Here is a 23,146-nt window from a genome sequence, read left to right as displayed (position 1 = left end):
TGTTTTTAAGCGTTAGCCGTATCGTCGGCGCTGCTAACCTGCGTAATCGAGCTAAGCAACACGGTTGTTCCGCCAACATTGACATACGTATTGCTGCCCGATACTGTTACCGATTGGACAATACCGGAACCGGAATAACTATTGCCTGAGGAATCAGTTGTTGTATAAGCAGCCTCTTTGCCAATCATGCTGTAGGCGCTAACGTTATTGACGGTGCTGTAAATACTCGACAACTGGGATAATGAGCTGATTTGCGTCATTTGCGTAACATATTCGGTAGCACTAACTGGATCGGTAGGATCCTGATACTTGAGCTCCGCTGCCAGAAGTTCCAGAAAGGACTCAAAATCCAGACTGGTGCTGCCGGTGGTAGAACTGCTGGAGGTACTGGAACTCGTTGAACTTGTAGTTGATAATAAAGCACTTGAATTAATACTCATTTGTACTCCCCCTAAAAGGTGATTTAGCTGGTTATAGTTAGTTTCGCAAATGATTATTTAGATTTAATTAAAAAGCAAAACCAAAACAAACTATTTTTCAACAAAACAAGCTGTTCAGCGCCGGTAGTTTCCCTGGCCCCAAAGGGGGACATCCCCCCTTCTTCACATGACGCACGGACGGTTTCACTGACACACTTTTTGAGTCTGAGCGTAAATGCTCGCAAATGAAGGCACAAAAAAAAGAGAACCTCTTTTTCAAGAAGTTCTCTTTCGTTCCCTCAGTTTGCTTACTTTACCCGGCCTGTTCGTTCATGCCCGCCATCAGCATGCCCAGCTTTTGCTCATCAGCTTCATCAGCAGGCAGAATATCCATAATTTGACCATCGTAAAAGACCGCTATGCGATCGCTCAGCTTTTGTATTTCTTCCAGGTCTTCCGAAATAACCACAACACCCATTCCTTGCTCTCGCGCTTTCAGCAGCATTGAATGAACATATTCGGTAGCGCCGATATCCAGCCCGCGTGTTGGATAAGCGGCAATCAACACTTTGGGCGCCCGGGTGATCTCCCTCGCCAGAATCAGCCGCTGTATATTGCCGCCTGATAAGCGGCCTGTCGGCGTATTTAAATGCGGTGTTTTTACACCATAGGCCTTCACCAGCTCAATGCTGCGTTTTTGGATTGTTTTATTCTGAAGAAAACCGCAACGGGAATACGGCAGGCAATGGTGATCTTTCAGAATCATATTTTCCCAAATGGAAAAAGCGCCAATCGTACCTACATGCAGCCGGTCTTCCGGAATATAGCCCAAACCATGTTTTATTATTGCATCTGGTGCCAGATTAGTAATATCCCTGCCACACAGGACTGCATTTCCTTTTTCCACCTTGCGCAAGCCGCTGACCGCCTCGGCCAATTCTTTCTGCCCGTTGCCGGAAACCCCGGCAACACCCAGAATTTCACCGGCTGCTACCGTAAAGGAGATCCCCTTTAACGCAGGCGTGCCTTTGTCACCGGCTACTTCCAGGTCAGCAACGCGCAGCAGCGTATCGCCACAACCCGCTAATGCTTCTCGCTGCAATGGTTTCATCTCACGGCCTACCATCATTTGAGCAAGTTCTTTCGGATTGGTGGAGCCGGTCTCTACGGTTGCCACCAATTTCCCGTCGCGCAGGACCGTGACAGAATCGCTGATCGCCATTACTTCGCTAAGCTTGTGGCTGATAATAATTACTGCCCGGCCCTGGGCAGCCATATTCCGGAGCAGTGCCACTAATTCAGCCGCTTCCTGCGGTGTCAACACAGCAGTTGGCTCATCCAGGATGAGCAGCCGGGCACCGCGGTACAAAGCCTTGACAATTTCGACCCGCTGCTGCTCGCCAACACTTAACTGCCAGACATACGCCTCAGGATTGACGCTGAGTCCGTAGGTGGCCGAGATCTCCCGTATTTTAGCCGCAACAGCCTTCAAGTCTAAAAACGGACCTTTCCCCGAGGGCAGGCCAAGCGCTATATTCTCACTGACCGTTAAAGTAGGCACCAGCATAAAATGCTGATGAACCATACCAATTCCCAGTTCGATCGCTCGCCGGGGTGATTCGATCTGCACCGCCTGACCATTAATGCGTATTTCACCGCCATCCGGCTGATACAGACCGTACAGCGTATTCATTAAGGTTGTTTTGCCGGCTCCGTTTTCACCAAGCAGTGCCAAAATTTCCCCTGATTTAATTTGAATACTGACATTATCATTACTGAGTACACCGGGAAATCGCTTGGTGATACCCCTCATTTCCAAATATTCGATTTGTTGAGTCACTGTATTCACCTCTCCCCGGTACATCATCATTTATTTCGATACATCAATTTTCAGCGCGCCGCTGGCTATGTCTTTTTTCGCTTTTTCAACAGCATCTTTAACATCCTGCGGTATTTTATCCGCTAATTTGGGATTGTATTTCAGATCCAGTGTCCCATCTGCAAAGGATAATGTTAAATGCTGACCACCAACCGTGCCTTGGTTGCGCAGCTCAATCATCTTGCTGATAATTTTATCCCAGTTGTATACTTGTGCGGCAAGTACAGTATCCGGCGCAATGCTGCTTTGATCCATATCAGTAGACAGCCAGTACGTACCAGGCTTATCAGCAGCAGCCTTAATTGCGCCAGGCACTTGCTGGGAAGAACCGGTCAGAACGTCAGCACCGGCATCAATATGAGTTTTGGCAATTTCCCCGGCTTTCACCAGATCACCAAATGAACCGGTATAAGCAATGCGCAGCTTAACGTCAGCATTCGCAGCAGCGACACCTTGCTGGAAGCCCCGGTTATATTTGATGGCATCGCCTGCTTCTACGGGACCGACAATTCCAACGGTTTTGGATTTAGTCATTTTGCCTGCGAGTAAGCCTAATAAATAAGCGCCTTCCTGGGCTTGCGGATCATAAGCTATAATATTAGGACCTGTTTGTGCTCCTGTACCGTAAGCAAAGGTAATTTTAGGGAACTCAGGGGCAATTTCTTTTAAAACACCATAGTATTGAGCGCCATGAGCAAAGATAATATCATACCCCTGCGTGGCATATTGCCGCACCGCAGCACTTGCATCAACGGGTTTTCCCATCCGTTCACTAACAGCCAGCTCAATTTTGTCATTTTTCTTTAACACTTCATACATAGACTGAGACCAGGCCAGATCATCTACCGTGCTGGGAATGACCAGGGCTACTTTTAATTTTTTCGCCTTTGGTGCCTCAGCAGCAGGTGCACTTGGCTTGGAGCCACAGCCAGTTACGAATAAGGACAGTGCCACGAGAAAAACCAATAACAGTTTTGTTAACCTCATCATACGTTCCATTCCTCTTCCCCCTCTTCTTTATCAACCTATATACTATCCCCGGGCGCCTCTTTCAAAGGGCCTGCCAAGTGCGGCAGGGGCCCAGATACGTCCAAAGGTCATAGCCAGTGCGATAATAGTAACCACATACGGCAGTATAACCGCTAATTCATAAGGAAACGCGATACCGATAACCTGTACCCACAGTTGTACCGAATCAGCCATACTGAACAGCAGTGATCCTGCTAAAATCCCCCAAGGGCTCCAGCGCCCGAAATATACCAGAGCAACAGCAATAAACCCCCTGCCGGCAATAATATTATCGGCGAAGATGTGAGTATTGCCGATGGTTAAAGCCGCACCTGCCAGACCGCCCATCATGCTTCCCAGGATCAGACATTGATAACGAACCCGGTCAACACCGACGCCCAGCGTGTCTGCCGCCTGCGGAGTAGTACCGACAGCCCGCACTTTTAAGCCCCAGGTTGTCCTGTATAAAACAAACCAGCAAATAGGGACAAGTATAAAAGCCAGATAAACGACCACATTATGCTCAAACAGGATACTGCCAAGCAAGGGAATATCGGCAAGCAGCGGAATTCTGACCGCTTTCAGACCCTCAATGGTAGTGATGCCGCCCACGTACAGCCGGAAAAATAATCCCGACAGCCCCCAGCCAAACATATATAATCCAATACCGCTGATTCCTTGCTCCGCTTTTAAGGTGATGCTGACGATGCCCATGATAACGCCCATCAGTGCCCCTATTGCAACACCTGCAGCTAAGCCAAGATACGGATTTCCGGTGGTAAGGCTAACATAGAAGCCTGAAAAAGCGCCCATCAGCATGACGCCTTCCAGCCCCAGGTTATAGATCCCGGACCGCTGGGTAAACATTTCGCCCAAAGCCGCCAGCAGATAAGGAGTAGCCAGGCGGATACCGGTTGCAATAATCCCCAGTATAATACTTTGACCTGCTAAATTATCCATGGCATTTCTCCTCCCCGGCACTCACTTTGGATGACAAGAATGAAAATTTCCCCAGCAATTGTGGTTTGCGAAGAATTAAATCGGCTGAAACAACAAACAAAATAACCAGCCCCTGAATAACGAGCACGATGGAGGAAGGCACATTCACAGCCCGCTGCATCATATCGGCACCTAAGATCAGTGCACCGAACAGGACGGAAGCAGGCACAATCCCAAGTGGGTGCAGGCGGCCAAACAATGCCGCTACAATACCGGTGAAACCGTAACCGGCAGAAATATCCTCAAGAGCTCTGTGATGAACACCCACTACTTCCACTGCACCCGCCAGACCGGCAAAAGCACCACCCAGTGTCATTGCCAGAACGAGGTATTTTTCCACTTTTATGCCGGCATACCGGGCAGCATCCGGTCCCATTCCTACGGCACGCATCCGAAAACCGACTGTCGTCCGCCACAAGAAGATATATACCAGTACAGCCAGGATGACAGCCAGCACAAAGCCGGTATGCAGGCGGGTTCCCGGTATGAGTCGCTCCAGCCAAATTGCATTTGTGACCAGCGCCGTCTGCGGTACCCCTGTGCCAAAAGCAACCTCCTGGGGATCAAGCAAGAAAAGCCGGATTAAAAACAAATACATTTGCGCAGCAATCTGATTGAGCATTACCGTACTTAAAATCTCATTTACAGCCAGCCGTGCTTTCAGCCACCCTGCCAGACCGCCCCACAAGCCGCCTGCCGCCGCTCCGCCCAGCAACACAACCGGTAATAGCAAAACAGCAGGAAGCTCGGGACATGCCAAAGCGATTGCTGCAGCCGTAACAGCTCCCATGAGAATCTGCCCTTCGCCGCCAATGTTTAAAATGCCGCTGCGAAACGAAATAATAATGCCCAAACCAACTAAGAGCAACGGAGTAGTCCGGACCAGGGTTTCCGAGAACCCAAAACTGCTGGAGAAAGGTCCGCTAAGCATGACGCCGTAGCCTTCCAGCGGATTGGCGTTAGCGAGTAAAATGAAAGCAGCGCCAGCCAGTAAAGCGCCCACAAGCGCAGCTATCAGAACAAACGCTTGCAGCAGCCAGGATTTTTGCGTTTCTAAATTCATGTCCCCATTCTCCTTTAACAAGAGCCTGTGATTTCATCTTCCCAGGAAAATTAGAAAAGACTTAGCTTGTGCCAAGTCTTAGGACGCAGGCAGAAGCTTATGTCGTTCTTATTTCGCAATTTAGAAAGTGTAACTTTCTAAATAAGATAGAAACGCTCTGCTTCACCATGTGAATGCAGAGCGCCATTGCTCATTTTATAATTTTGTAATTTCATTGTATTTCATTATTAAACATTTGTCTAGAGGGCGGAGATCTTTTTTATAAGCCAAAGTAGTTATATGTAAACTATACGCAGGAATTATCCGCAGCTTGTTAGAATGCTTTAAGAAATTAGAAAAGCCATGCTTGAAAGGAGACCATGCATGCCTCAACAATCTGCCGTTTATTACCTGCGGCAAGCAATTGCCGTATCACAGAAAGCACGAGAACATGGCAATACACCATTTGGTGCTATTTTAGTCGATCCCGAAGGAACCATCCTGTTAGAGCAGGAAAATATCGAAATTACGCAGTCCAATTGCACCGGCCATGCGGAAACCACGTTAATGGCTGCTGCCTCCGGACGTTATACGAAATCATTTCTCTGGCAATGCACGCTGTATACGACTGCCGAGCCCTGTGCGATGTGCGCCGGTGCCATCTACTGGGGGAATGTGGGCAATGTTGTCTACGGTATCAGCGAGAAAAAATTACTGACCTTAACCGGGGATGACGAGCAAAACCCGACATTTAATCTGCCTTGCCGGGATGTATTCAGTAAAGGGCAAAAAAACATTATCGTCACCGGCCCATTCCCGGAGCTGGAAGAAGAAATCATTGCCGTCCATGAGGGCTACTGGCAGCAGGATTAAGGCAAGTTAGGGCATTCGACACTTCCAGGGCGTATCTGAAAACTATCTGACTACCACTGACGGCGCTTTTTGTGCCATTGGCCAGCCCGCTAGGTTTCAGATACGCCCTAGACAAGTACCGGCAAATCAGCTATAATTTGACTATTGTACTGCACCTGATGGTGTCTGTAACGTACTGAGCAAAGGCGCTCTAAAGTGAACGGTTGTTCACTTTAGAGCGTATTTTATTAGCAGGAATAGGAGAATTGTATTATGGCAAATGTAAGCACTACAATTTGTGGCATCCCCTTTTCCAATCCGGTTATGCCTGCCGCTGGACCAACCGCTAAAGACGGAGCAATGTGCCAGGCGGCTGCGGCTGGTGGAGCAGGAGCAATCGTAACCAAAACGATATCTGTAAAACCGGCCGATGTCCCCAGACCTTGCATGGCTGAGGTTAAAGGCGGTTTTTTAAATACTGAGCTCTGGTCGGAATTATCCAAGGAACAATGGCTGGAAACGGAGTATAAGCTGGCTCAGGAAACGGGATTACCCCTGATTATCGGCTTAGGCTATACAGCCGAGCAGATTGCCGAACTGGCACCACTGGTCAAGCCCTATGCCACTGCCCTTGAATTATCTACTCATTATATTGGCAATGATCTCTCCCCTATCATTAATGCTTTGCATGCAGCCAAAAAAGCTGTTGACGTTCCGGTTTTTATGAAAATGAGTCCTCATCCCAATATTCAGGAAATTGCACTGGCCATGGAGGCTGCTGGCGCCGACGGGCTTGTCATGATTAATTCTTTTGGCCCCTGCATGAGTATTGACTTGGACAGCGGACTTCCCTTGATGGGCAGCCAGAGCGGTTACGGCTGGCTTTCCGGCGCTGCCATCAAGCCATTAGCCATACGGTGCATTTACGATGCAGCCAGCGTCGTCAACATTCCCATCTTCGGCGTTGGCGGTGTAACGAACGGCCGTGATGCTGCCGAAATGCTGATGGCCGGAGCTTCGGCCGTTCAGGTTTGCACCGAAGGAATTTTACGAGGGCCCGCCGTATACGGCAAAATTGTCAGCGAACTAGCACAGTTCCTTGATGAGCGCGGCTATACTTCTATCGAAGACATTAAGGGGCTCACCATTCGGAAAATGAAAGAACGGCAAGCCAATTATACCTCCGCCGTTCCTGAGATTGAGCAGCAAAAATGTAAAATGTGCGGTGCCTGTGAAGTAAGCTGTGTATATGGCGCAATTACTAGAGCAGGACAGTTGCGCATCGACAGGAATAGATGCTTTGGCTGCAGCCTATGCGTCAGCCGCTGCCGCTTTAATGCCTTACGCATGCCAGCCAGCGGTCTGCAGGAGGTGCATCATGGCTAATCTTCTAATCCGCAACGCTCGTGTCGTAGACGGAACAGGAAATCCCTGGTATATTGCCGATGTCGCCGTTACTGGCGATACAATCAGCGAAATCGGCCGGCTAAGTGACGATGGCAGTTATGATGAAGTTATCGAGGCCGAAGGACTTACCCTAGCACCTGGTTTTTTTGACATGCATTCTCACTCGGATTTATCCCTACTTGTCCATCCAGCAGCAGCAGCCAAAATCAGACAAGGCATCACAACCGAACTGATTAGCCAGGATGGCCTGGGCGTGGCGCCTATGGTACCTGAGCACATTAACGAGTATCGCAAGTATTTATCCGGTCTGCAAGGTGATCCGGCCATCGAATGGACCTGGCGTTCGTTTGCCGATTATTTGACCCGCATGGAAACAATCGGTACAGCGACTAATGTAGCTTCCCTTCTCAGCCACGGCCCATTGCGCGTTGTCGCTGTTGGCCTGGAAGAACGGCATGCTACGGCGCAGGAACTATCCCATATGGCCGAGCTTGCCCGGCAATCTTTTGCGGAAGGAGCCTTTGGCTTATCAACAGGCCTGATTTATCCTCCCTGCGTTTTTGCCGCTGACGATGAGCTTCACATTCTGGGTGAAGCTACAGCCGCAGCTGGCGGTCTGTTTGTTGTCCATGTCCGCAATGAACGGGGATTAATCAAAGAATCCATTCAGGAAATATTTGATCTTGGCTATAAAACAGGAGTAAAACCGCACATTTCCCACCTGAAAGTAATTGGGAAGGAAAACTGGGGGACGGCGGGCGAAATCCTGGCGCTCTTTGATGAAGCCAGAAACAACGGACTTGATGTTGGTTTTGACCAGTACCCCTATCCTGCGGGCAGCACAATGCTCAGTATTTTAGTGCCGGCCCATGCTCACGCCGGTGGTCCGGAAAGCTTTCTGGAACGGTTAAAGGATAAACAGATGCGTGCCCTGCTGGCTGAACAAATGGTTACCGGTCTGCCGGGCTGGGAAAACATTAATACTGCCGCCGGCTGGGACCGTATTCTGATTACCGGTGTAAATGACGGCCCCAATAAGCAATGGGAAGGAAAAACGATTTTTGATATTGCCTGTCAAAAGGACCTTTCTCCTCAGGATGTTATCTTTGATTTACTATTGGAAGAGGAACTGCAAGTATCAATGGTGAATTTCAGCTTGTATGAAGCGGACGTTGTTACTATACTTCAGCACTCCCTGGGCATGTTAGGCACAGACGGATTATTGGGTGGCAAGCCCCATCCCCGTGCCTATGGGTCCACTGCCCGTATCCTGCAGAAGTACGTACGGGAAGATGGTGTCATCAGCCTGGAACAGGCAATCGCCCGCATGACCTCAAGGCCTGCCGCTCAATTGGGCATTTATGACCGCGGTATCATCCGTCCGGGCATGAAAGCAGACCTGGTCTTATTTGATGCGGAAACAGTCCAGGATATGGCAACGTATACCGATTCTTGCCGGCATCCGGAAGGTTTCTCTTATGTATGGGTTAACGGTACCGCCGCGCTGGCCAATGGTGTAGAAACAGGAGTTTTATCCGGACGGGTATTGCGTAAAGGTCAGTAACAATGATTATTACTACATAAAGTGGAGGACACATCGAATGACAAATAACTGCCTAAAAGCACCTGTAGCAGCTGTTGATGAACAAGCTCTTATCAACCTTTGCCAGCAACTCATTCAGACGCCCGGCTATACAGGTCAGGAAAAAGAAGTTGCCCAGCTGCTGCAAACTACTATGCTTGCCCTGGGCTTTGACCGTGTTTGGATTGATGATGTTGGCAATGTTATCGGGCAAATCAAAGGCGCATTGCCGGGTCCCAGTATTTTATTCGACGGACATATTGATACGGTAGAAGTAAGTGACCAGGATAAATGGTCAGTAGCGCCTTTTGCCGGAGAAATGCGGGAAGGTCATCTCTTTGGACGGGGTGCCACTGACATGAAATGCTCTATCGGGGCCATGGTTTATGGCCTGGCTCCCCTGGTTGCGCTAAAAAACAACTTAGCCGGTTCTGTGTTTATCTCCGGTACTGTTTGTGAAGAAACCTTTGAAGGCATCGCCTTAGGCAAAGTCATTGAAGCAGTAAAGCCCGATTGTGTGGTGATTGGCGAAGCATCAGGCTTAAGCTTAAAAAGAGGCCAGCGGGGCCGAGCAGAAATTGCGGTAACAACGTTAGGCAAAGCGGCTCATTCCTCCAACCCCTCGATTGGTAAAAACGCGGTTTATATGATGATGTCGCTAATTGAAAAAATACGGAGTCTTCCTGTTTCTCATGACAGCTTTTTGGGCGACGGTATTCTGGAACTGACCGATATTATCTCCACCCCTTATCCAGGCGCTTCTGTCGTACCGCATCGCTGCCGCATTACCTTTGACCGCCGCACATTAGTCGGTGAATCAGAAGCTGCTGTTCTTGCTCCTATCCAGCAGGCAATTGCCGAGCTAGCCGCCGAAGATCCCTCTTTCTCAGCTGAAGCGGAAATTGTAACTGCCAGTCAGGAATGCTATACCGGTGCCGTCCTCAGCGGCAGCCGCTTCTTCCCTGCCTGGGTATTGGACGAAGCACACCCACTGGTAGCTGGTGCACTGCAGGCCCTGCGCCAGACCGGCCTTGATCCGTCCCTCACCAAATACAGCTTCTGCACCAATGGCAGCACCTCCGCTGGCGTGCATCACATCCCCACCATCGGCTTCGGCCCCGGTCGTGAAGACGGTGCCCATGTAGTAGATGAGAATATTGAAATTGCCCAGCTAATCGGAGCCGCTATAGGCTACCAAGCCATCGCCGCCAAGTTCCTGCTCAAATAAAGAATAGCCTGTTGCCATCAAGGCGCAGGCTATTTTTATGCCATTGTGTCTTCCAGTAACTCTTCACTTGCAAGCAAAGCGATGCAAGCCCTCCCTAGCTCATCATAAATCTGCTGTGCAAATGATACACAAGAACCGTCCCCCTGTATCATTCTCCGTTTGCAAGCAAGGCGATGCAAGACCTCCCCGCTTATCATAAAGCTGCTGTGCAATGATACACGAGAACCGTCCCCCCGTATCCAAAGAAAAGCCTGTCGCCAAAGCGACAGGCTTTTCTACTATTCTATTGTGCACCCCCACAGGGGAGCTTATCACATCCGACGGTGAAGGGACCCGTTCTCTCGTCTTCCCTTGCCGACAAGCTTAGGCCGTCGAGAAGGTTCCAGCTGCTAGGCGTCGGGGGATTCGCGACCGGAGGCGTACATGGGCGTACGGTGAGGATCGCGGATTCCCCGACAACAACGCAGATGGTGCCTTATCGGCGGCCGTCCCTCTTACTTGGTGCCGAAGATCCGGTCGCCCGCATCCCCCAACCCCGGTACAATATAGCCATGGTCGTTCAGGCGCTCATCAACCGAAGCAGTATATACCTCAACATCCGGATGCTGCTCATTAACGAGATGAATGCCTTCCGGTGCAGCTACCAGGCACATGAGCTTAATGTTTTTCGCACCTTTTTGTTTCAGCAGCGAAATGGCTGCTACTGAAGATCCGCCGGTAGCAAGCATTGGATCAATTACGACAAAATCCCGTTCTGCCACATCGGTGGGAAGCTTGCAGTAATATTCAACCGGTTTTAAGGTCTGCGGATCACGGTATACGCCTACATGACCTACTTTCGCAGCAGGAATAAGCCGCAGGAAGCCGCTTACCATGCCAAGTCCTGCCCGCAAAATAGGCACAATACCGATTTTCTTGCCGGACAATGTCTTGCAGGTGCATTTAGTGACAGGAGTTTCAATTTCAATTTCTTCCAATGGCAGGTCACGAGTCAGCTCATAGCCCATCAGCATCGCTACTTCTTCAAGCAGTTCGCGGAATTCTTTCGGTCCGGTATTTTTATCGCGAATCAGTGTTAATTTATGTTGGATCAGAGGATGATTAATTACTTTTACTTGCATGCTGCTCCACTCCCATATTTTAAATAAGTATCCTAGTACCTCGTACTAGTCCGCGTATAGAGGAAACCGCTGACTTAGTTCTTCAACAAGCGCAATTGCCTTAGCCTTGGCTTCAGCATCATGCGGATTCTTAAGAACAATCGAAATGATTTCACCAATGATGAGCATTTCGGCTTCTTTCATGCCCCGCGAGGTGACGGCCGGCGTACCAATACGGATGCCGCTCGTAACAAAAGGACTGGCCGTATCGAAGGGGATGGTATTTTTATTGACGGTAACACCAACTTCATCCAATATCTTTTCGGCTTCTTTACCTGTCAGGTGCTGCCCGCGTACATCGATCAGCAGCAGATGATTATCCGTACCGCCAGAGACAAGCGTAAACTCTTCACCAAGCAATTTGCCGGCAAGTGTTTTGGCATTCTTGATAATCTGCTCCTGATACAGTTTGAATTCTTCACTCATGGCTTCCTTCAGCGCTACTGCCTTAGCGGCAATAATATGCATCAGCGGCCCGCCCTGAATACCGGGAAAAATCGCCTTGTCAATTGCTTTTGCATATTCAGCCTTGCATAAGATCAGGCCGCCGCGGGGACCGCGCAGGGTTTTATGAGTGGTGGTCGTTACCACATCGGCATAAGGAACGGGACTCGGATGAAGACCGGCAGCAACCAGCCCGGCAATATGAGCCATATCGACCATAAACAGTGCGCCCGCTTCATGAGCAATAGCTGCCATTTTTTCAAAGTCGATGATCCTTGGATAGGCACTGGCACCGGCAACGAGCATCTTAGGCCGCTTTTCCAGCGCCATTGATCTGACTTCATCATAATCAATACGCTGATTTTTTTCATCAACACCATACGCAATGATGTTGAAGTATTTACCAGAGATATTGACAGGACTGCCGTGGGTTAAATGACCGCCATGAGAAAGGTTCATGCCCATAATCGTATCACCAGGCTGCAGCAAAGCAAAATATACGGCAGTGTTGGCCTGGGCACCCGAGTGAGGCTGTACATTGGCATGGTCGGCCCCAAAGATCGTCTTGGCTCGTTCAATAGCCAGGCGTTCTACAATATCAACGTATTCGCAGCCGCCATAATAGCGGTTGCCAGGATACCCTTCCGCGTATTTATTGGTTAAGACCGACCCTTGTGCTTCCATAACGGCTTTGCTGACAAAATTCTCTGAGGCAATCAGTTCGAGTTTATTTTGCTGACGACCTTTTTCCAATGCAATGGCCTGTGCTACTTCCGGATCAAATGCGGCTATTATGCTCACGTTTTTCTCTCCTTCCTTATGTAAAACCTATCTCATGTAAACCCTACCATCATTCATACACAGCACGATTGCCGCCGATTAATTTCGGACGGGTACGGGCGGCAGTTAAACAGGCCTGCCCAATGCAGGTTTGCTGCAAGCGTAAGGGAACAGCGACTTTTTTCAAGTGCATGCCAATTAAGGTGCTGCCGATATCCAGTCCGGCATGAGCGGCTATTTCCTCAACAACCACAGGATCAGCAAATTGCTGCATCGCCCGGGCAGCTAAAGCTCCGCCTGCTTTTGGCACAGGTGTTACCGTGACTGGTTCCAAACGGTATTCCAGGCTCGTCTGACGTTCTACCACCAGCGCCCGGTTCAAATGCTCACAGCATTGAATTGCCAAACGGACTTCGTGAGCTGAACATACCTCTCTTAAAACATCAAATAATACTCCAGCTACCGCTTCAGAACCGCCTGAGCCGATTTTTGCGCCCCGTACCTCACTGGTACTGCAGCCGACTACCAAAATTTGCCCTGGCTTGAGCTGCGCTGCAGCGACAAGTTCGGTTACGGCCTCCCGCGTCTGGCTGCCTATTTGGGTTAAATCAAGGGTATTCATATCATCACCTACTTAGCAATACGTTATCTTATTCCATTTCGCTGATCAGCTTGACCCGGTTGGCATGTCTGCCGCCGGCAAATTCACTGGTCAACCACTTTTGGACAATAGCCAGAGCCAGACCTGGGCCAATCACCCGCTCTCCCATGGTTAAAATATTGGCATCATTATGCTCACGGGACATTTGTGCGGAAAAAACATCATGGCATAAGGCTGCCCGAATCCCTTTTACTTTATTAGCGGCAATGCTGACCCCAATACCTGTCCCACATATAATAATTCCTCTCTCACAATCTCCGGCTGCTACAGCATTAGCTACAGCTTGGGAAATACAAGGATAGTCAACAGAATCCGTAGAGTACGTGCCAAAATCATGAAAAGCAATACTTTGTTCCTTAAAAAAAGCAATAATTTCCTGCTTAAGGCGAAAGCCGCCATGATCACTTCCGATAGCGATTGTCACAAAGAACCCTCCTTTGCATATTCGACATTGGTTTCGACTTTTATCAGCTATCTCCTGCTAAAAGGAGGATTTTTTCCCAGGCCATATCAATTAAGCTTTCCAACTGCTGGGCACATTGGCGATAAATTTCCGTGTCCCCGCCGAAAGGGTCGTCCACATCGCCGGCACAGCCAGCGAACTCGGCCAACGTATAAACCCGGCCTGCTGCACTTGGCAGCAGTCTTAGAACAGCCTGCTTGTGAGTACCGGTCATCGTCAAAATCAGGTCGGCTGCTTCTATATATTCAGGCAGCAGCTGGCGCGAGGAATGAGCGGTAATGTCAATATCTTTCAGAGACATTGCCGTCATTGCACCATAAGAGGCAGGATAAGCACCAGCACCGGCTAATCCTGCCGACAATATTTTGATTTGATCGGTTTTCCCGGCCTTTTTCACTTTTGCCGCAAGCAGTGCTTCCGCCATCGGGCTGCGGCATGTATTACCAGTGCAGACAACAAGTATGCGCAGCATGATTATCATCCTCCTTTTAGTATGTCCGAATTAGGCTAACAAAAATAACGATTGCTTTGCAGCAGCCTGCCCAGCCCAAAGAAGGGTCAGCTATGGATCATGGGGAGCCAGCCTACCCTTCTGCAAAGATCCTGACGCTCATACAGGCAGATTAAAAAAGAGCTGTCCAGAGCAGATGAGCTCCTAATCCCAGTAACACCAGCCCGCCGAGCAGCTCGGCCCGCGACCCAAAACAACGACTGACCCGCCGGCCGACAATTAAGCCGGCAATCGCAATGACAAAAATAACCGCACCTAAAATGATGCTTAATTTAAGCAGGTCTACATCAAGCATGCCCAGGCTGAAACCGGCTGCTAAGGCGTCAATACTTACACTGGCGGCCAGCATAACAAGAGTCATTCCTTTTAAAGGATGGCCGCCAGCGGTATCTGTTTCCCTACAGGTCAAGTTCTCTTTCACCATGTGCACACCAAGCCCTGCCAGCACCAGTGCACCCAGTGCGCTTGCCCAGTCCTGGACTGCAGCGACCTGCCAGTCGATATGATAAGTACCAACATGCTCTACCATGTGGCCCAGCCAGTGTCCCGCATGATAGCCGGCAAGGATCATGACAATATGAAACAAGGCAAAAACAATAGCTGACCGCAGAATAATCCGTAAGCGCACGGGATTCATGCCAATTGGCACTGCTACGGAAAATAAATCCGTTCCCAAGGCTGCGCTAAGTACAAACAGTTCCAAAGTACTCAATATCCACCACCTCCGTCTCGGTAATGTATATGAAAAGATGAGAGACGGTAGTATGAATTATTGCTAAATCAAAAGAGAAACTTACACCTGTAAAATTTGGTAGCCTGCCGCTTTGCGGAGCCGGTTCATTACCGCAAGACCCAGGCCGCACTCGCTGATACCTTCCGCATAAATGACATCAACAGGAGTCTGGTCAAACGACAACAATGCAGTATACAAATTTCCGGCAATTTGTCCGGCATCGCCGCGCGGTCCGTAAACTGCGCACAATGCCTGAGCCGGTAATAGTAAAGCAGTTTCTGCCGATACTACGGCACCAACTTTTTTTCCCTCCCGGACAGCCTGCCGTATTTTTTCCGCCAGTGCAGCCGCAATCCGGTCTTCTGCTCCGTCAATGAGAATCATTGGAGCTGACGGGGCATAGTGTTTGTATTTCATTCCCGGTGCCCGGGGGATAAGATCCGCCTGACCGAGAGCAGGATCAATTTCGATTTCACCCAGTGTTTCCTCAAGCATTTCGAGAGTTATTCCTCCGGGCCGCAGCAAGGTGGGAACTGGTGTAGTGCAGTCAACCACAGTTGATTCTACACCAATCGTGCATGGTCCCCCATCAATGATGGCTTGAATTCTGCCTGTCATATCCGCCATTACCGCTTCTGCCGTCGTAGGGCTTGGCCGCCCGGAAAGATTGGCACTGGGAGCGGCAACCGGTACTTGTGCCAGACGAATCAGCTCACGGGCAATGACTGAATCGGGCAGGCGTACTGCTACTGTATCCAGTCCTCCTGTGACGCGATCGGGGACAACCGGTTTTCTTTCCATTACCAGTGTCAGCGGCCCTGGCCAATACCGGTCCATTAATGCTTTTGCATTAGCCGGTACTTTTGCAACCAGCCGTAAAACATCACTGTCATCAGCAATGTGCAGAATGAGAGGATTGTCAGACGGCCGCCCTTTCGCCTGAAAAATACCGGCAACAGCCTGAGCATCCAGCCCATTAGCACCAAGGCCATAAACGGTTTCCGTCGGAAATGCCACTAAACCGCCATTGGCCAGGATATGGGCTGCCTGAGCCAGAACTGCTTTGTCCGGCTGCTGGTGATCTACTTGAAAATACTGTGTTTGTATCAAACTAGCTGCCTCCTCATCAGATTCAAGGCGCTCTGAGTATTAGCACACGCTCAACACCGCCATAATCTTGACAAATAGCTTCAACAGTAAGAATGCCTCCGGCTTCTGCCAGGGCCGCCACTGCTTCTGCCTGATGAATGCCTACTTCCAGCGCCAAAAAGCCACCGGGATTAACATACCCTGGAGCCTGACTGATAATGCGGCGGTAAAAGTCCAGGCCATCCTGCCCACCGGCCAGCGCTCCGTGCGGTTCCTGCCGGACTTCAGGCTCCAAGCCGGCAATATCCTTATCGGGAATATAAGGAGGATTGGAAACAATAACATCAAAGCGTTGATTCAATACCGGTTCAAATATATCGCCTGCCACTAGCTGCAGCCGGTCGCCGACCTGCTGGTTAACCGCATTCTGCCCGGCCACCGCCAAAGCGGCTGCAGATAAATCAACCGCCAGGCCACGAGCTTGCGGTAATTTGGTTAGCAAACTGATAATAATGGCCCCGCTGCCTGTGCCAATATCCAAAATACTGGTCTGGTCTTTTTCCGTCACCCTTTCCAGTACGGCTTCGACGAGCACTTCCGTATCCGGGCGGGGAATCAATACATCCGGCGTAACCGCAAAGGGTAGTCCCATAAATTCTTTATAACCTACAAGATAAGCCACCGGGGTACGCAGAGCTCGCTGCTTGACAAGCCTGCGGTACTCTGTCAATTCCTGCTCATCAAGCGGGCGGTCAAAATGAACATATAAATAAAGCCGGTCTTTCCCCAGTATATGGGAAAGCAGCACTTCTGCATCAAGGCGGGGACTTGCCACGCCTTTCTCACAGAAATACTGCCTCGTCCATTTTAAAATACTGCCGACTGTCCATTGCTCTTTTTTTTCATTCATGGTTATTCAGACTCAGCTTCCTTTAGACGCTCACTTTGTGCGGCAGTAACAAGACCATTGATTAATTCATCCAGGTCACCATTGATAACAAAATCGAGTTTATGCAATGTCAGGCCAATACGATGGTCCGTTACCCGCCCCTGCGGGAAGTTGTAAGTCCGGATACGTTCGCTCCGGTCACCGGTTCCCACCTGGCTCTTGCGGTTCTGAGCCATTTCAGCGTGCTGTTTTTGCTCAGCAGCCTCCAACAGCTTCGCCCGCAGCACACGCATCGCCTTATCGCGGTTTTTCAGCTGCGACTTTTCATCCTGGCATTGTACTACGATCCCACTGGGAATATGCGTAATCCGCACGGCTGATTCCGTTTTGTTAACGTGCTGACCTCCGGCACCGCTGGCACAATACGTATCAATGCGCAGATCATTATTATTAACTTCAACATCTACTTCTTCCGCTTCCGGCAGCACAGCAACCGTCACAGTGGAAGTATGAATCCGCCCGCTCGCTTCCGTTGCCGGGACACGCTGCACGCGATGAACCCCGCTTTCAAATTTCAGCTTTGAATAAGCGCCATCGCCCTGAATAGAGAAGACGACCTCTTTAAAGCCCCCCAAATCAGGTGCATTCGCATCAAGCAGTTCCACTCTCCAGCCTTGATTCTCGGCATAACGGGTATACATCCGGAACAAGTCTCCGGCAAACAGAGCAGCTTCATCACCGCCTGCCCCGCCCCGGATTTCCACAATGACATTCTTGTCATCATTCGGATCTTTCGGTAACAGGAGAATATGCAGTTCGTCTTCCAACTGGGCTGCTTTCGCTTTTAACTCATTCAGCTCAAGCTGAACCATTTCATGAAACTCAGCATCGAGCTTATCGTTCAGCATTTCCAGCGCATCGCTGATACCCTGGCGCACTTCCTTATATTGCCGAAAAGCCGTAACAATATCGGTTAATTTCGAGTGAGCCCTGGTATGCTTCTGCCATTCATTCTGATTGGCGATAACATCAGGATCACTAATTAATTGCTCAAGTTCTAAATACTTATCTTCTAAAGCTTGCAATTTGTCAAGCACGTACAGTCACCTCATGCTGGCTGCTGAAGTCGGTCCATGCCGGACTCCCCGCAGCCTATGCTTATATATTTTCAGGTTTAACAGCTTCCAATGCCTTAATGGCAACTTCAATCTGATCATCACTTGGCTCACGGGTGGTCATTTTCTGCAGCCACAGGCCGGGTGTAATAGCGCAGGCTACCCAGCGCAGCTGACTCCGCCCGGCAAAACGGATAATTTCATAGGAAACGCCGGCAATTAACGGCAGCAACACAATACGGGATACAATTCTCAGCCACAGATCAGGCCATCCTAAGAAGGCAAATACAACAATGCTGACCAGCATAACAATCAGCATGAAATTCGTCCCGCACCGGGGATGGAGCGTAGACATGGAGCGTATATTTTCTACAGTCAAGGGCAAGCCCGCTTCATAGGCATGAATGGTTTTATGTTCTGCACCATGATATTGAAAAACGCGCTGAATATCCTTCATCATCGATATCGCGGCAATGTAGGCTAAAAATATGGCTAACCGCAAAATGCCTTCCAGCGTATTTAAGATCCGGGCATCGTCGGTCGTACTGTGCAAAAATTTAGCTGCATAGGTGGGAATAATAACAAACAAGCCAATCGCCATCGCCAGTGAAAATAGCATGGTCATGGCAATTTCCTTATTTGATAGTTCGTCCCCCTCTTCACCTGCCGCCTGGGCCGAAAACGACAAGGCCTTCATGCCATAGACCAGTGACTCGGCAAGGGCAACCACCCCACGAATCAGTGGCTTTTTCAAAATTGGATAACGATCGGCTATTGACTTTAACTCTTCTTTTTTTACTGTTATATTTCCTGAAGGTTCACGGACGGCGGTGGCGATATAGCCGGGTCCACGCATCATGACGCCTTCAATGACGGCCTGACCGCCAACATACACTTTCTTTTGGGGTTCCACGGCTTCTCTCCTCCTTTTGTAAACACAATCCAAGACTATATACAAATACAGCAGAGCATCTCTGCTCTGCTGCCCAATTAGCCTTCTTGGCCGTAACGCTTATTGAATTGTTCAATCCGGCCGCGGGCTTTAGCTGCACGCTGTTGACCAGTAAAGAACGGATGGCATTTGGAGCAAACATCAATACGCAGCTCTTTTTTAACAGAACCGGTCATGAAGCTATTACCACAGCCGCAGGTTACTTTGGCTTCACCGTAATTTGGATGAATCTTTTCTTTCATGTATCTTGCACCTCACTTTTTGCCACTTAACTTTTGCCAGGTAATTATACCACAGGGAGACAAGCTTTTGCAACAGCAACGCATTATTTTTCCTTACCTATTTTGATACACCGTAAAGCTGCCAAGATCAACTTGGGGGAATGTTTTTGCCAGGTGCTGCAAAAAAGGACGTACGCCAATTGGAGCAGCCTGAGCAGCCGGCATGACTGACAATAACCAGTCCGGATCGAGATTCAAATTGCGCAGTTGAATCATATCTATGCCTGTACTGCCAATAAACTCCGTCCAGGCCGCCACTTCCTCAGGCCGGTCATTCAGGCCGGGAAACAGCAGCATATTCAGCGATACATACACGCCTTTCTTTTTTGCATAAGCAATGGAGTGCCGCACATCGTCGAGGCTATACCCGCTGCGATAGTAAGCTTGATATGATTCCGGAATCGCACTGATAATGCTTACGCGCATGCTGTTTAAACCGGCGTCGATAATTTGCCTTATGCCTTCAGTATAACCAGCATTTGTATTAATATTGATAATCCCTTTATTGGTGACCGCTCTAATTTGTTCGATCCCTGCTGCAATAGCCGGAGCTGCCAGGGAAGGTTCTCCTTCGCAGCCTTGTCCAAAGCTGATAATTGGTTCAGGAGCATTGGCCAAATGGTAAATCCCCAGCTCGGCTATTTCTTGTGCCGTCGGCGTAAAAACAATCCGGCTCTGTGGGGAAGGACAGCATTCGGCGGGTTGGAGGGATATGCAGCCCAGGCAATTGGCATTACAAGCCGGTGAAGTTGGGATACCGCATTCCCAGCGCCGGTAAAACAAATTCTGGGCAGTGCAGCAATGCCAGTTAAGCGAACAATTGGCCAAATGATCCACCAGACGATTTGCCCCTAAATCGCGTTTCACCTGTTCGATTTTTTTTGCCAATCCTGGCGTATTGTACCTGTGGGGATGCCATTTGGCATTATCACTGGTCGGCACAGCAGCCACCATAATCTGATCTTTATAAAGGGCCGCTGCCGTATAGCCGAAAAGCGGCAGCAGCGGTGCATCCTGCTGCTGCTGAAATGCCGGAAGATGCGTGCGGGTGAAGCCAACCGGCAGCATTGCCGCCACCGCCAGCAAGGAAGAAGCCAGCGGTTCCATTTTTCCCTTTTTCTCCATAAGTGCCGTACGTCCAGGCAAATACATCAGTTCGGCACCTTCAGGCAGCGGAATCATGTCCTCTGGCTTTAGCGAAACAATGGTTTCACCAACCTTACCAATGGCCCGATAGCCGGGAGCATCATAGATCTCTCCCTGGGAATCGGCATATAAAGCTGTTAACATTCATTCACATCCTCACCGAATAGCCCTACTTGTTGAACATATTCATGGTTTTTGTAAGGCCTACCTTAATAATACTTTCTACTGCGTCAGCCGCTTGCGATATTGCTTGCTCGACAAGCGGTTCTTCTTCTACTGTAAACCGGCTAAGTACATAATCAGCCACTTCCCAGCCGGCAGGAGGGCGGCCGATACCTAAGCGCACACGGGCAAAGGTATCCTTACTTAGATGGGTAAGCAGGGATTGAATGCCGCGGTGCCCGCCTGACCCACCCTTCATACGCAGTCTCAACCGGCCCACCGGCAAGTCAAGGTCATCAAACACAACAATAATATCTTCACAGTCCACTTTGTACCACCGGGCAAGTTCGCCAACGGAAGTACCGCTTAAATTCATGTATGTCTGCGGCTTAACAAGCAAGATCTGCTCCTCGCCGCGAAATTCAACGATCTGCGCATTGCTTTTGTTTTTCCAGTTCTGACAATTCCAGCGGCGCGCCAGCTCATCTACAACCAGAAATCCGGCATTGTGCCGGGTAGCGCTATATTCTCTGCCCGGATTCCCCAGGCCGACAATCAATTTCATTTAATCCTCCTGTTTCTTGACAATCTCGCTCACCGTAACAAATTTATACCCCTTAGCTGCCAGGGCCAGAATAATATGCCGGGTCGCCTCCACGGTCTGAGCCCGCGATGCTTGCGAGGCAATACCATCACCATCGTGCAGTAAGATAATCGAGCCGTTTTGTACCCTGCTGACAACCCGGTTAACAATGGTATCGACTCCCGGATTCGTCCAGTCACGAGCCATAACTGACCACTCAACCACTTCCAGCTGTTTTTCTGCCATGACTTCCATTACCAAAGGATCGCGGAATCCGTGGGGAGGGCGGATAATCGACATTTTAATACCGGTAATATCCTCCACGATACGATTGGTGCGGTCAATCTCTTCTTCACTTTTCTTCCGGCCGACCGTCAGCAGATCAACATGCTGATAAGTATGATTGCCTAATTGATGCCCTTCAGCTGCAATCTGCCTCACCAGTTCCGGATGTTTCTCCGCATTTTGGCCGATGAGAAAAAATGTCGCTGGAATTTGATATTCCCGCAAAATATCCAGAATCTGATTGGTATACGGCGGATAAGGGCCATCATCGAAAGTAAGGGCAACTACTTTTTGATCTGTTTTAATACCGGTAAAAACCTTACCATAAAAGTGATTATCCGGTAAAAGCGCATTATAAGTCAGGATTGATCCTATGCCGATACCGACCAGGGCACCCCAAAAACCAATCCGTACAGGCCGCCGCAGGATATGCAGATAATCCAAAACCAGGCCGGTAATCACCAAAGCCGTCAGCAAGCCCAGCATCGTAATAAGCCGCAGGCTGAGATCCCCCATCAGCATTGCCTCATTTCTCTATACATGATAAGCCAGTCTCCTTGTGAATCAGTTGTTGTTCCACCGGGGTAAAATCCCGCCTTTTCATAAATACGAACTGCAGGCAGGTTATCAGGACGTACCTCGAGCCGCACCCGCTTTACCTGGCGGGACTGAAAATAGACAAGTGCTTGATCAAGCAAAGCCTGAGCTGCGCCCTGACCTCGGGCGTCAGGCTGAACCGCAATCGATAAAATACGGGCATCCGCCGCCTGGGCTGGTATTAGGCTGGAATGCAAAAAAGCCGCTTTATTGAGGATAATAACCGTCACTGGCCGAAAGCCAAAACCATACTGACCGCTAAGCCAGCGCCAAGCCCACTTAACCACATGCCCGCCGGTAATGGCCAGCCGCCACAGTCTCGAAAGCCGCGTCGGCGCAAAACAATACCCCATGATCGTGCCTTCAGCATTTTTAGCGACAAAAGCCGCCTCCGGTTCGGCCTGGAACACCAGTGAAAAAACATCTTCCATCGCCTGAGGCCTGGGCAGCCTGCCGCAATGATGAATAACACTGTCATAAAAGCATACCGTAAACAAAGCGGCAATCGCTTTCACATCAGCTTCCACTGCACGGCCAATGTACATTAGCGTATCCTCCCTTAAAAAAGAGCATCACATACCTATAGTATACACCAGCATATGCCAAAAAGCTGCTGCCAAGCCCTACCGGACTAAGCAGCAGCCGCAAAGGGCATAAAATAATTGTGCACCCCTCAGGGGAGACTACCACACCAAACGCCAGAGGTTTCGTTCCCCGTCACCCCTGACGCCAAGCTCAGGCCGTCGAGAAGGTTCCAGCTGCTAGGCGGGGGCAAAGAGGTGAGTGAAGACAGTACAGCGACGGTACGGCAAGCTCATCTCTTTGCCCCCAAATGCGAAGTTCTTGGCACTTTAGTGCCTTAGAACTTCGGCTTACCCT

24 protein-coding genes are annotated in these 23,146 nt (G+C 49.7%); 4 read left to right on the top strand and 20 right to left on the bottom strand.

Annotated elements, in window-relative coordinates; genetic code table 11:
• Window positions 1-5: 5 nt before the first annotated feature.
• The 5 genes from EV210_RS20245 to EV210_RS20225 form a co-directional block, all read right to left on the bottom strand.
• Complete coding sequence (locus EV210_RS20245) at window positions 6-440, bottom strand: flagellar hook capping FlgD N-terminal domain-containing protein (protein ID WP_132083176.1); 435 nt, start codon at window positions 438-440, stop codon at window positions 6-8.
• Between the two features lie 292 nt (window positions 441-732).
• Window positions 733-2,259, bottom strand: coding sequence for an ABC transporter ATP-binding protein (locus tag EV210_RS20240; protein ID WP_132083175.1), 1,527 nt, complete (start codon window positions 2,257-2,259; stop codon window positions 733-735).
• A gap of 30 nt (window positions 2,260-2,289) precedes the next feature.
• Window positions 2,290-3,297 carry a BMP family lipoprotein gene (locus tag EV210_RS20235; protein WP_132083174.1) on the bottom strand — a complete coding sequence of 336 codons (1,008 nt, stop codon included), beginning with the start codon at window positions 3,295-3,297 and terminating at the stop codon, window positions 2,290-2,292.
• Window positions 3,298-3,330: 33 nt separating this feature from the next.
• Entirely contained in the window at window positions 3,331-4,266 is a 936-nt protein-coding gene (locus EV210_RS20230) for an ABC transporter permease (RefSeq protein ID WP_132083173.1), read from the bottom strand.
• Window positions 4,259-5,368, bottom strand: a complete 1,110-nt coding sequence (locus EV210_RS20225; RefSeq protein ID WP_132083172.1) for an ABC transporter permease — start codon at window positions 5,366-5,368, stop codon at window positions 4,259-4,261. Before EV210_RS20225 ends, EV210_RS20230 begins: the two co-directional genes overlap by 8 nt.
• A gap of 363 nt (window positions 5,369-5,731) precedes the next feature.
• On the opposite strand from EV210_RS20225, the gene EV210_RS20220 reads away from it, so the two are divergent.
• The 4 genes from EV210_RS20220 (at window position 5,732) to EV210_RS20205 (ending at window position 10,416) form a co-directional block, all read left to right on the top strand.
• Window positions 5,732-6,220, top strand: coding sequence for a nucleoside deaminase (locus tag EV210_RS20220; protein ID WP_132083171.1), 489 nt, complete (start codon window positions 5,732-5,734; stop codon window positions 6,218-6,220).
• A gap of 252 nt (window positions 6,221-6,472) precedes the next feature.
• The gene (locus EV210_RS20215; protein WP_132083170.1) at window positions 6,473-7,585 is read left to right on the top strand and encodes a 4Fe-4S binding protein; all 1,113 of its coding nucleotides are present in this window, start codon (window positions 6,473-6,475) and stop codon (window positions 7,583-7,585) included.
• Complete coding sequence (locus tag EV210_RS20210; protein ID WP_165898982.1) at window positions 7,578-9,170, top strand: N-acyl-D-amino-acid deacylase family protein; 1,593 nt, start codon at window positions 7,578-7,580, stop codon at window positions 9,168-9,170. Before EV210_RS20215 ends, EV210_RS20210 begins: the two co-directional genes overlap by 8 nt.
• Window positions 9,171-9,207: 37 nt before the next feature.
• The gene (locus tag EV210_RS20205; protein WP_132083168.1) at window positions 9,208-10,416 is read left to right on the top strand and encodes a YgeY family selenium metabolism-linked hydrolase; all 1,209 of its coding nucleotides are present in this window, start codon (window positions 9,208-9,210) and stop codon (window positions 10,414-10,416) included.
• Window positions 10,417-10,910: 494 nt separating this feature from the next.
• Here the strand turns inward: EV210_RS20205 and upp are convergent, their stop codons facing one another.
• From upp to EV210_RS20130, 15 genes are all read right to left on the bottom strand, one after another.
• A complete protein-coding gene (gene upp, locus EV210_RS20200) occupies window positions 10,911-11,537 on the bottom strand; it encodes a uracil phosphoribosyltransferase (protein ID WP_132083167.1) in 627 nt (208 codons plus the stop codon).
• Between the two features lie 45 nt (window positions 11,538-11,582).
• A complete protein-coding gene (locus EV210_RS20195; protein WP_132083166.1) occupies window positions 11,583-12,821 on the bottom strand; it encodes a serine hydroxymethyltransferase in 1,239 nt (412 codons plus the stop codon).
• Between the two features lie 49 nt (window positions 12,822-12,870).
• Window positions 12,871-13,422 carry a TIGR01440 family protein gene (locus tag EV210_RS20190; protein ID WP_132083165.1) on the bottom strand — a complete coding sequence of 184 codons (552 nt, stop codon included), beginning with the start codon at window positions 13,420-13,422 and terminating at the stop codon, window positions 12,871-12,873.
• Between the two features lie 28 nt (window positions 13,423-13,450).
• Window positions 13,451-13,885: a ribose 5-phosphate isomerase B gene (gene rpiB / locus EV210_RS20185; RefSeq protein WP_132083164.1), complete on the bottom strand. Its 435-nt coding sequence runs from the start codon at window positions 13,883-13,885 to the stop codon at window positions 13,451-13,453.
• A gap of 43 nt (window positions 13,886-13,928) precedes the next feature.
• A complete protein-coding gene (locus EV210_RS20180) occupies window positions 13,929-14,396 on the bottom strand; it encodes a low molecular weight protein arginine phosphatase (protein ID WP_132083163.1) in 468 nt (155 codons plus the stop codon).
• Window positions 14,397-14,547: 151 nt separating this feature from the next.
• The gene (locus tag EV210_RS20175) at window positions 14,548-15,147 is read right to left on the bottom strand and encodes a manganese efflux pump MntP (RefSeq protein WP_132083162.1); all 600 of its coding nucleotides are present in this window, start codon (window positions 15,145-15,147) and stop codon (window positions 14,548-14,550) included.
• Between the two features lie 81 nt (window positions 15,148-15,228).
• Window positions 15,229-16,275, bottom strand: coding sequence for an L-threonylcarbamoyladenylate synthase (locus tag EV210_RS20170; RefSeq protein WP_132083187.1), 1,047 nt, complete (start codon window positions 16,273-16,275; stop codon window positions 15,229-15,231).
• Window positions 16,276-16,300: 25 nt separating this feature from the next.
• Entirely contained in the window at window positions 16,301-17,167 is an 867-nt protein-coding gene (prmC, locus tag EV210_RS20165; RefSeq protein WP_132083161.1) for a peptide chain release factor N(5)-glutamine methyltransferase, read from the bottom strand.
• A 2-nt stretch (window positions 17,168-17,169) separates the two neighbouring features.
• Window positions 17,170-18,243, bottom strand: a complete 1,074-nt coding sequence (gene prfA, locus EV210_RS20160) for a peptide chain release factor 1 (RefSeq protein WP_132083160.1) — start codon at window positions 18,241-18,243, stop codon at window positions 17,170-17,172.
• 61 nt (window positions 18,244-18,304) lie between these two features.
• Window positions 18,305-19,120 (bottom strand): DUF1385 domain-containing protein, encoded by an 816-nt coding sequence (locus EV210_RS20155; RefSeq protein ID WP_132083186.1) that lies wholly within the window; start codon window positions 19,118-19,120, stop codon window positions 18,305-18,307.
• A 131-nt stretch (window positions 19,121-19,251) separates the two neighbouring features.
• Window positions 19,252-19,455: a 50S ribosomal protein L31 gene (gene rpmE / locus EV210_RS20150; RefSeq protein WP_132083159.1), complete on the bottom strand. Its 204-nt coding sequence runs from the start codon at window positions 19,453-19,455 to the stop codon at window positions 19,252-19,254.
• A 93-nt stretch (window positions 19,456-19,548) separates the two neighbouring features.
• A complete protein-coding gene (locus EV210_RS20145) occupies window positions 19,549-20,784 on the bottom strand; it encodes a radical SAM family protein (RefSeq protein ID WP_132083158.1) in 1,236 nt (411 codons plus the stop codon).
• A gap of 25 nt (window positions 20,785-20,809) precedes the next feature.
• A complete protein-coding gene (pth, locus tag EV210_RS20140; protein WP_132083157.1) occupies window positions 20,810-21,367 on the bottom strand; it encodes an aminoacyl-tRNA hydrolase in 558 nt (185 codons plus the stop codon).
• Complete coding sequence (locus EV210_RS20135; RefSeq protein ID WP_132083156.1) at window positions 21,368-22,186, bottom strand: polysaccharide deacetylase family protein; 819 nt, start codon at window positions 22,184-22,186, stop codon at window positions 21,368-21,370.
• Window positions 22,186-22,812 carry a GNAT family N-acetyltransferase gene (locus EV210_RS20130; protein ID WP_132083155.1) on the bottom strand — a complete coding sequence of 209 codons (627 nt, stop codon included), beginning with the start codon at window positions 22,810-22,812 and terminating at the stop codon, window positions 22,186-22,188. The genes EV210_RS20135 and EV210_RS20130 overlap by 1 nt, the downstream gene beginning before the upstream one ends.
• Window positions 22,813-23,146 lie beyond the last annotated feature (334 nt).

It is taken from the genome of Anaerospora hongkongensis, from assembly GCF_004339805.1.
GTDB classification, from domain to species: domain Bacteria; phylum Bacillota; class Negativicutes; order Sporomusales; family DSM-15969; genus Anaerospora; species Anaerospora hongkongensis.
The sequence above is the reverse complement of the archived record's forward strand: the minus strand, read 5'-3'. Positions and strand labels throughout refer to the sequence as shown.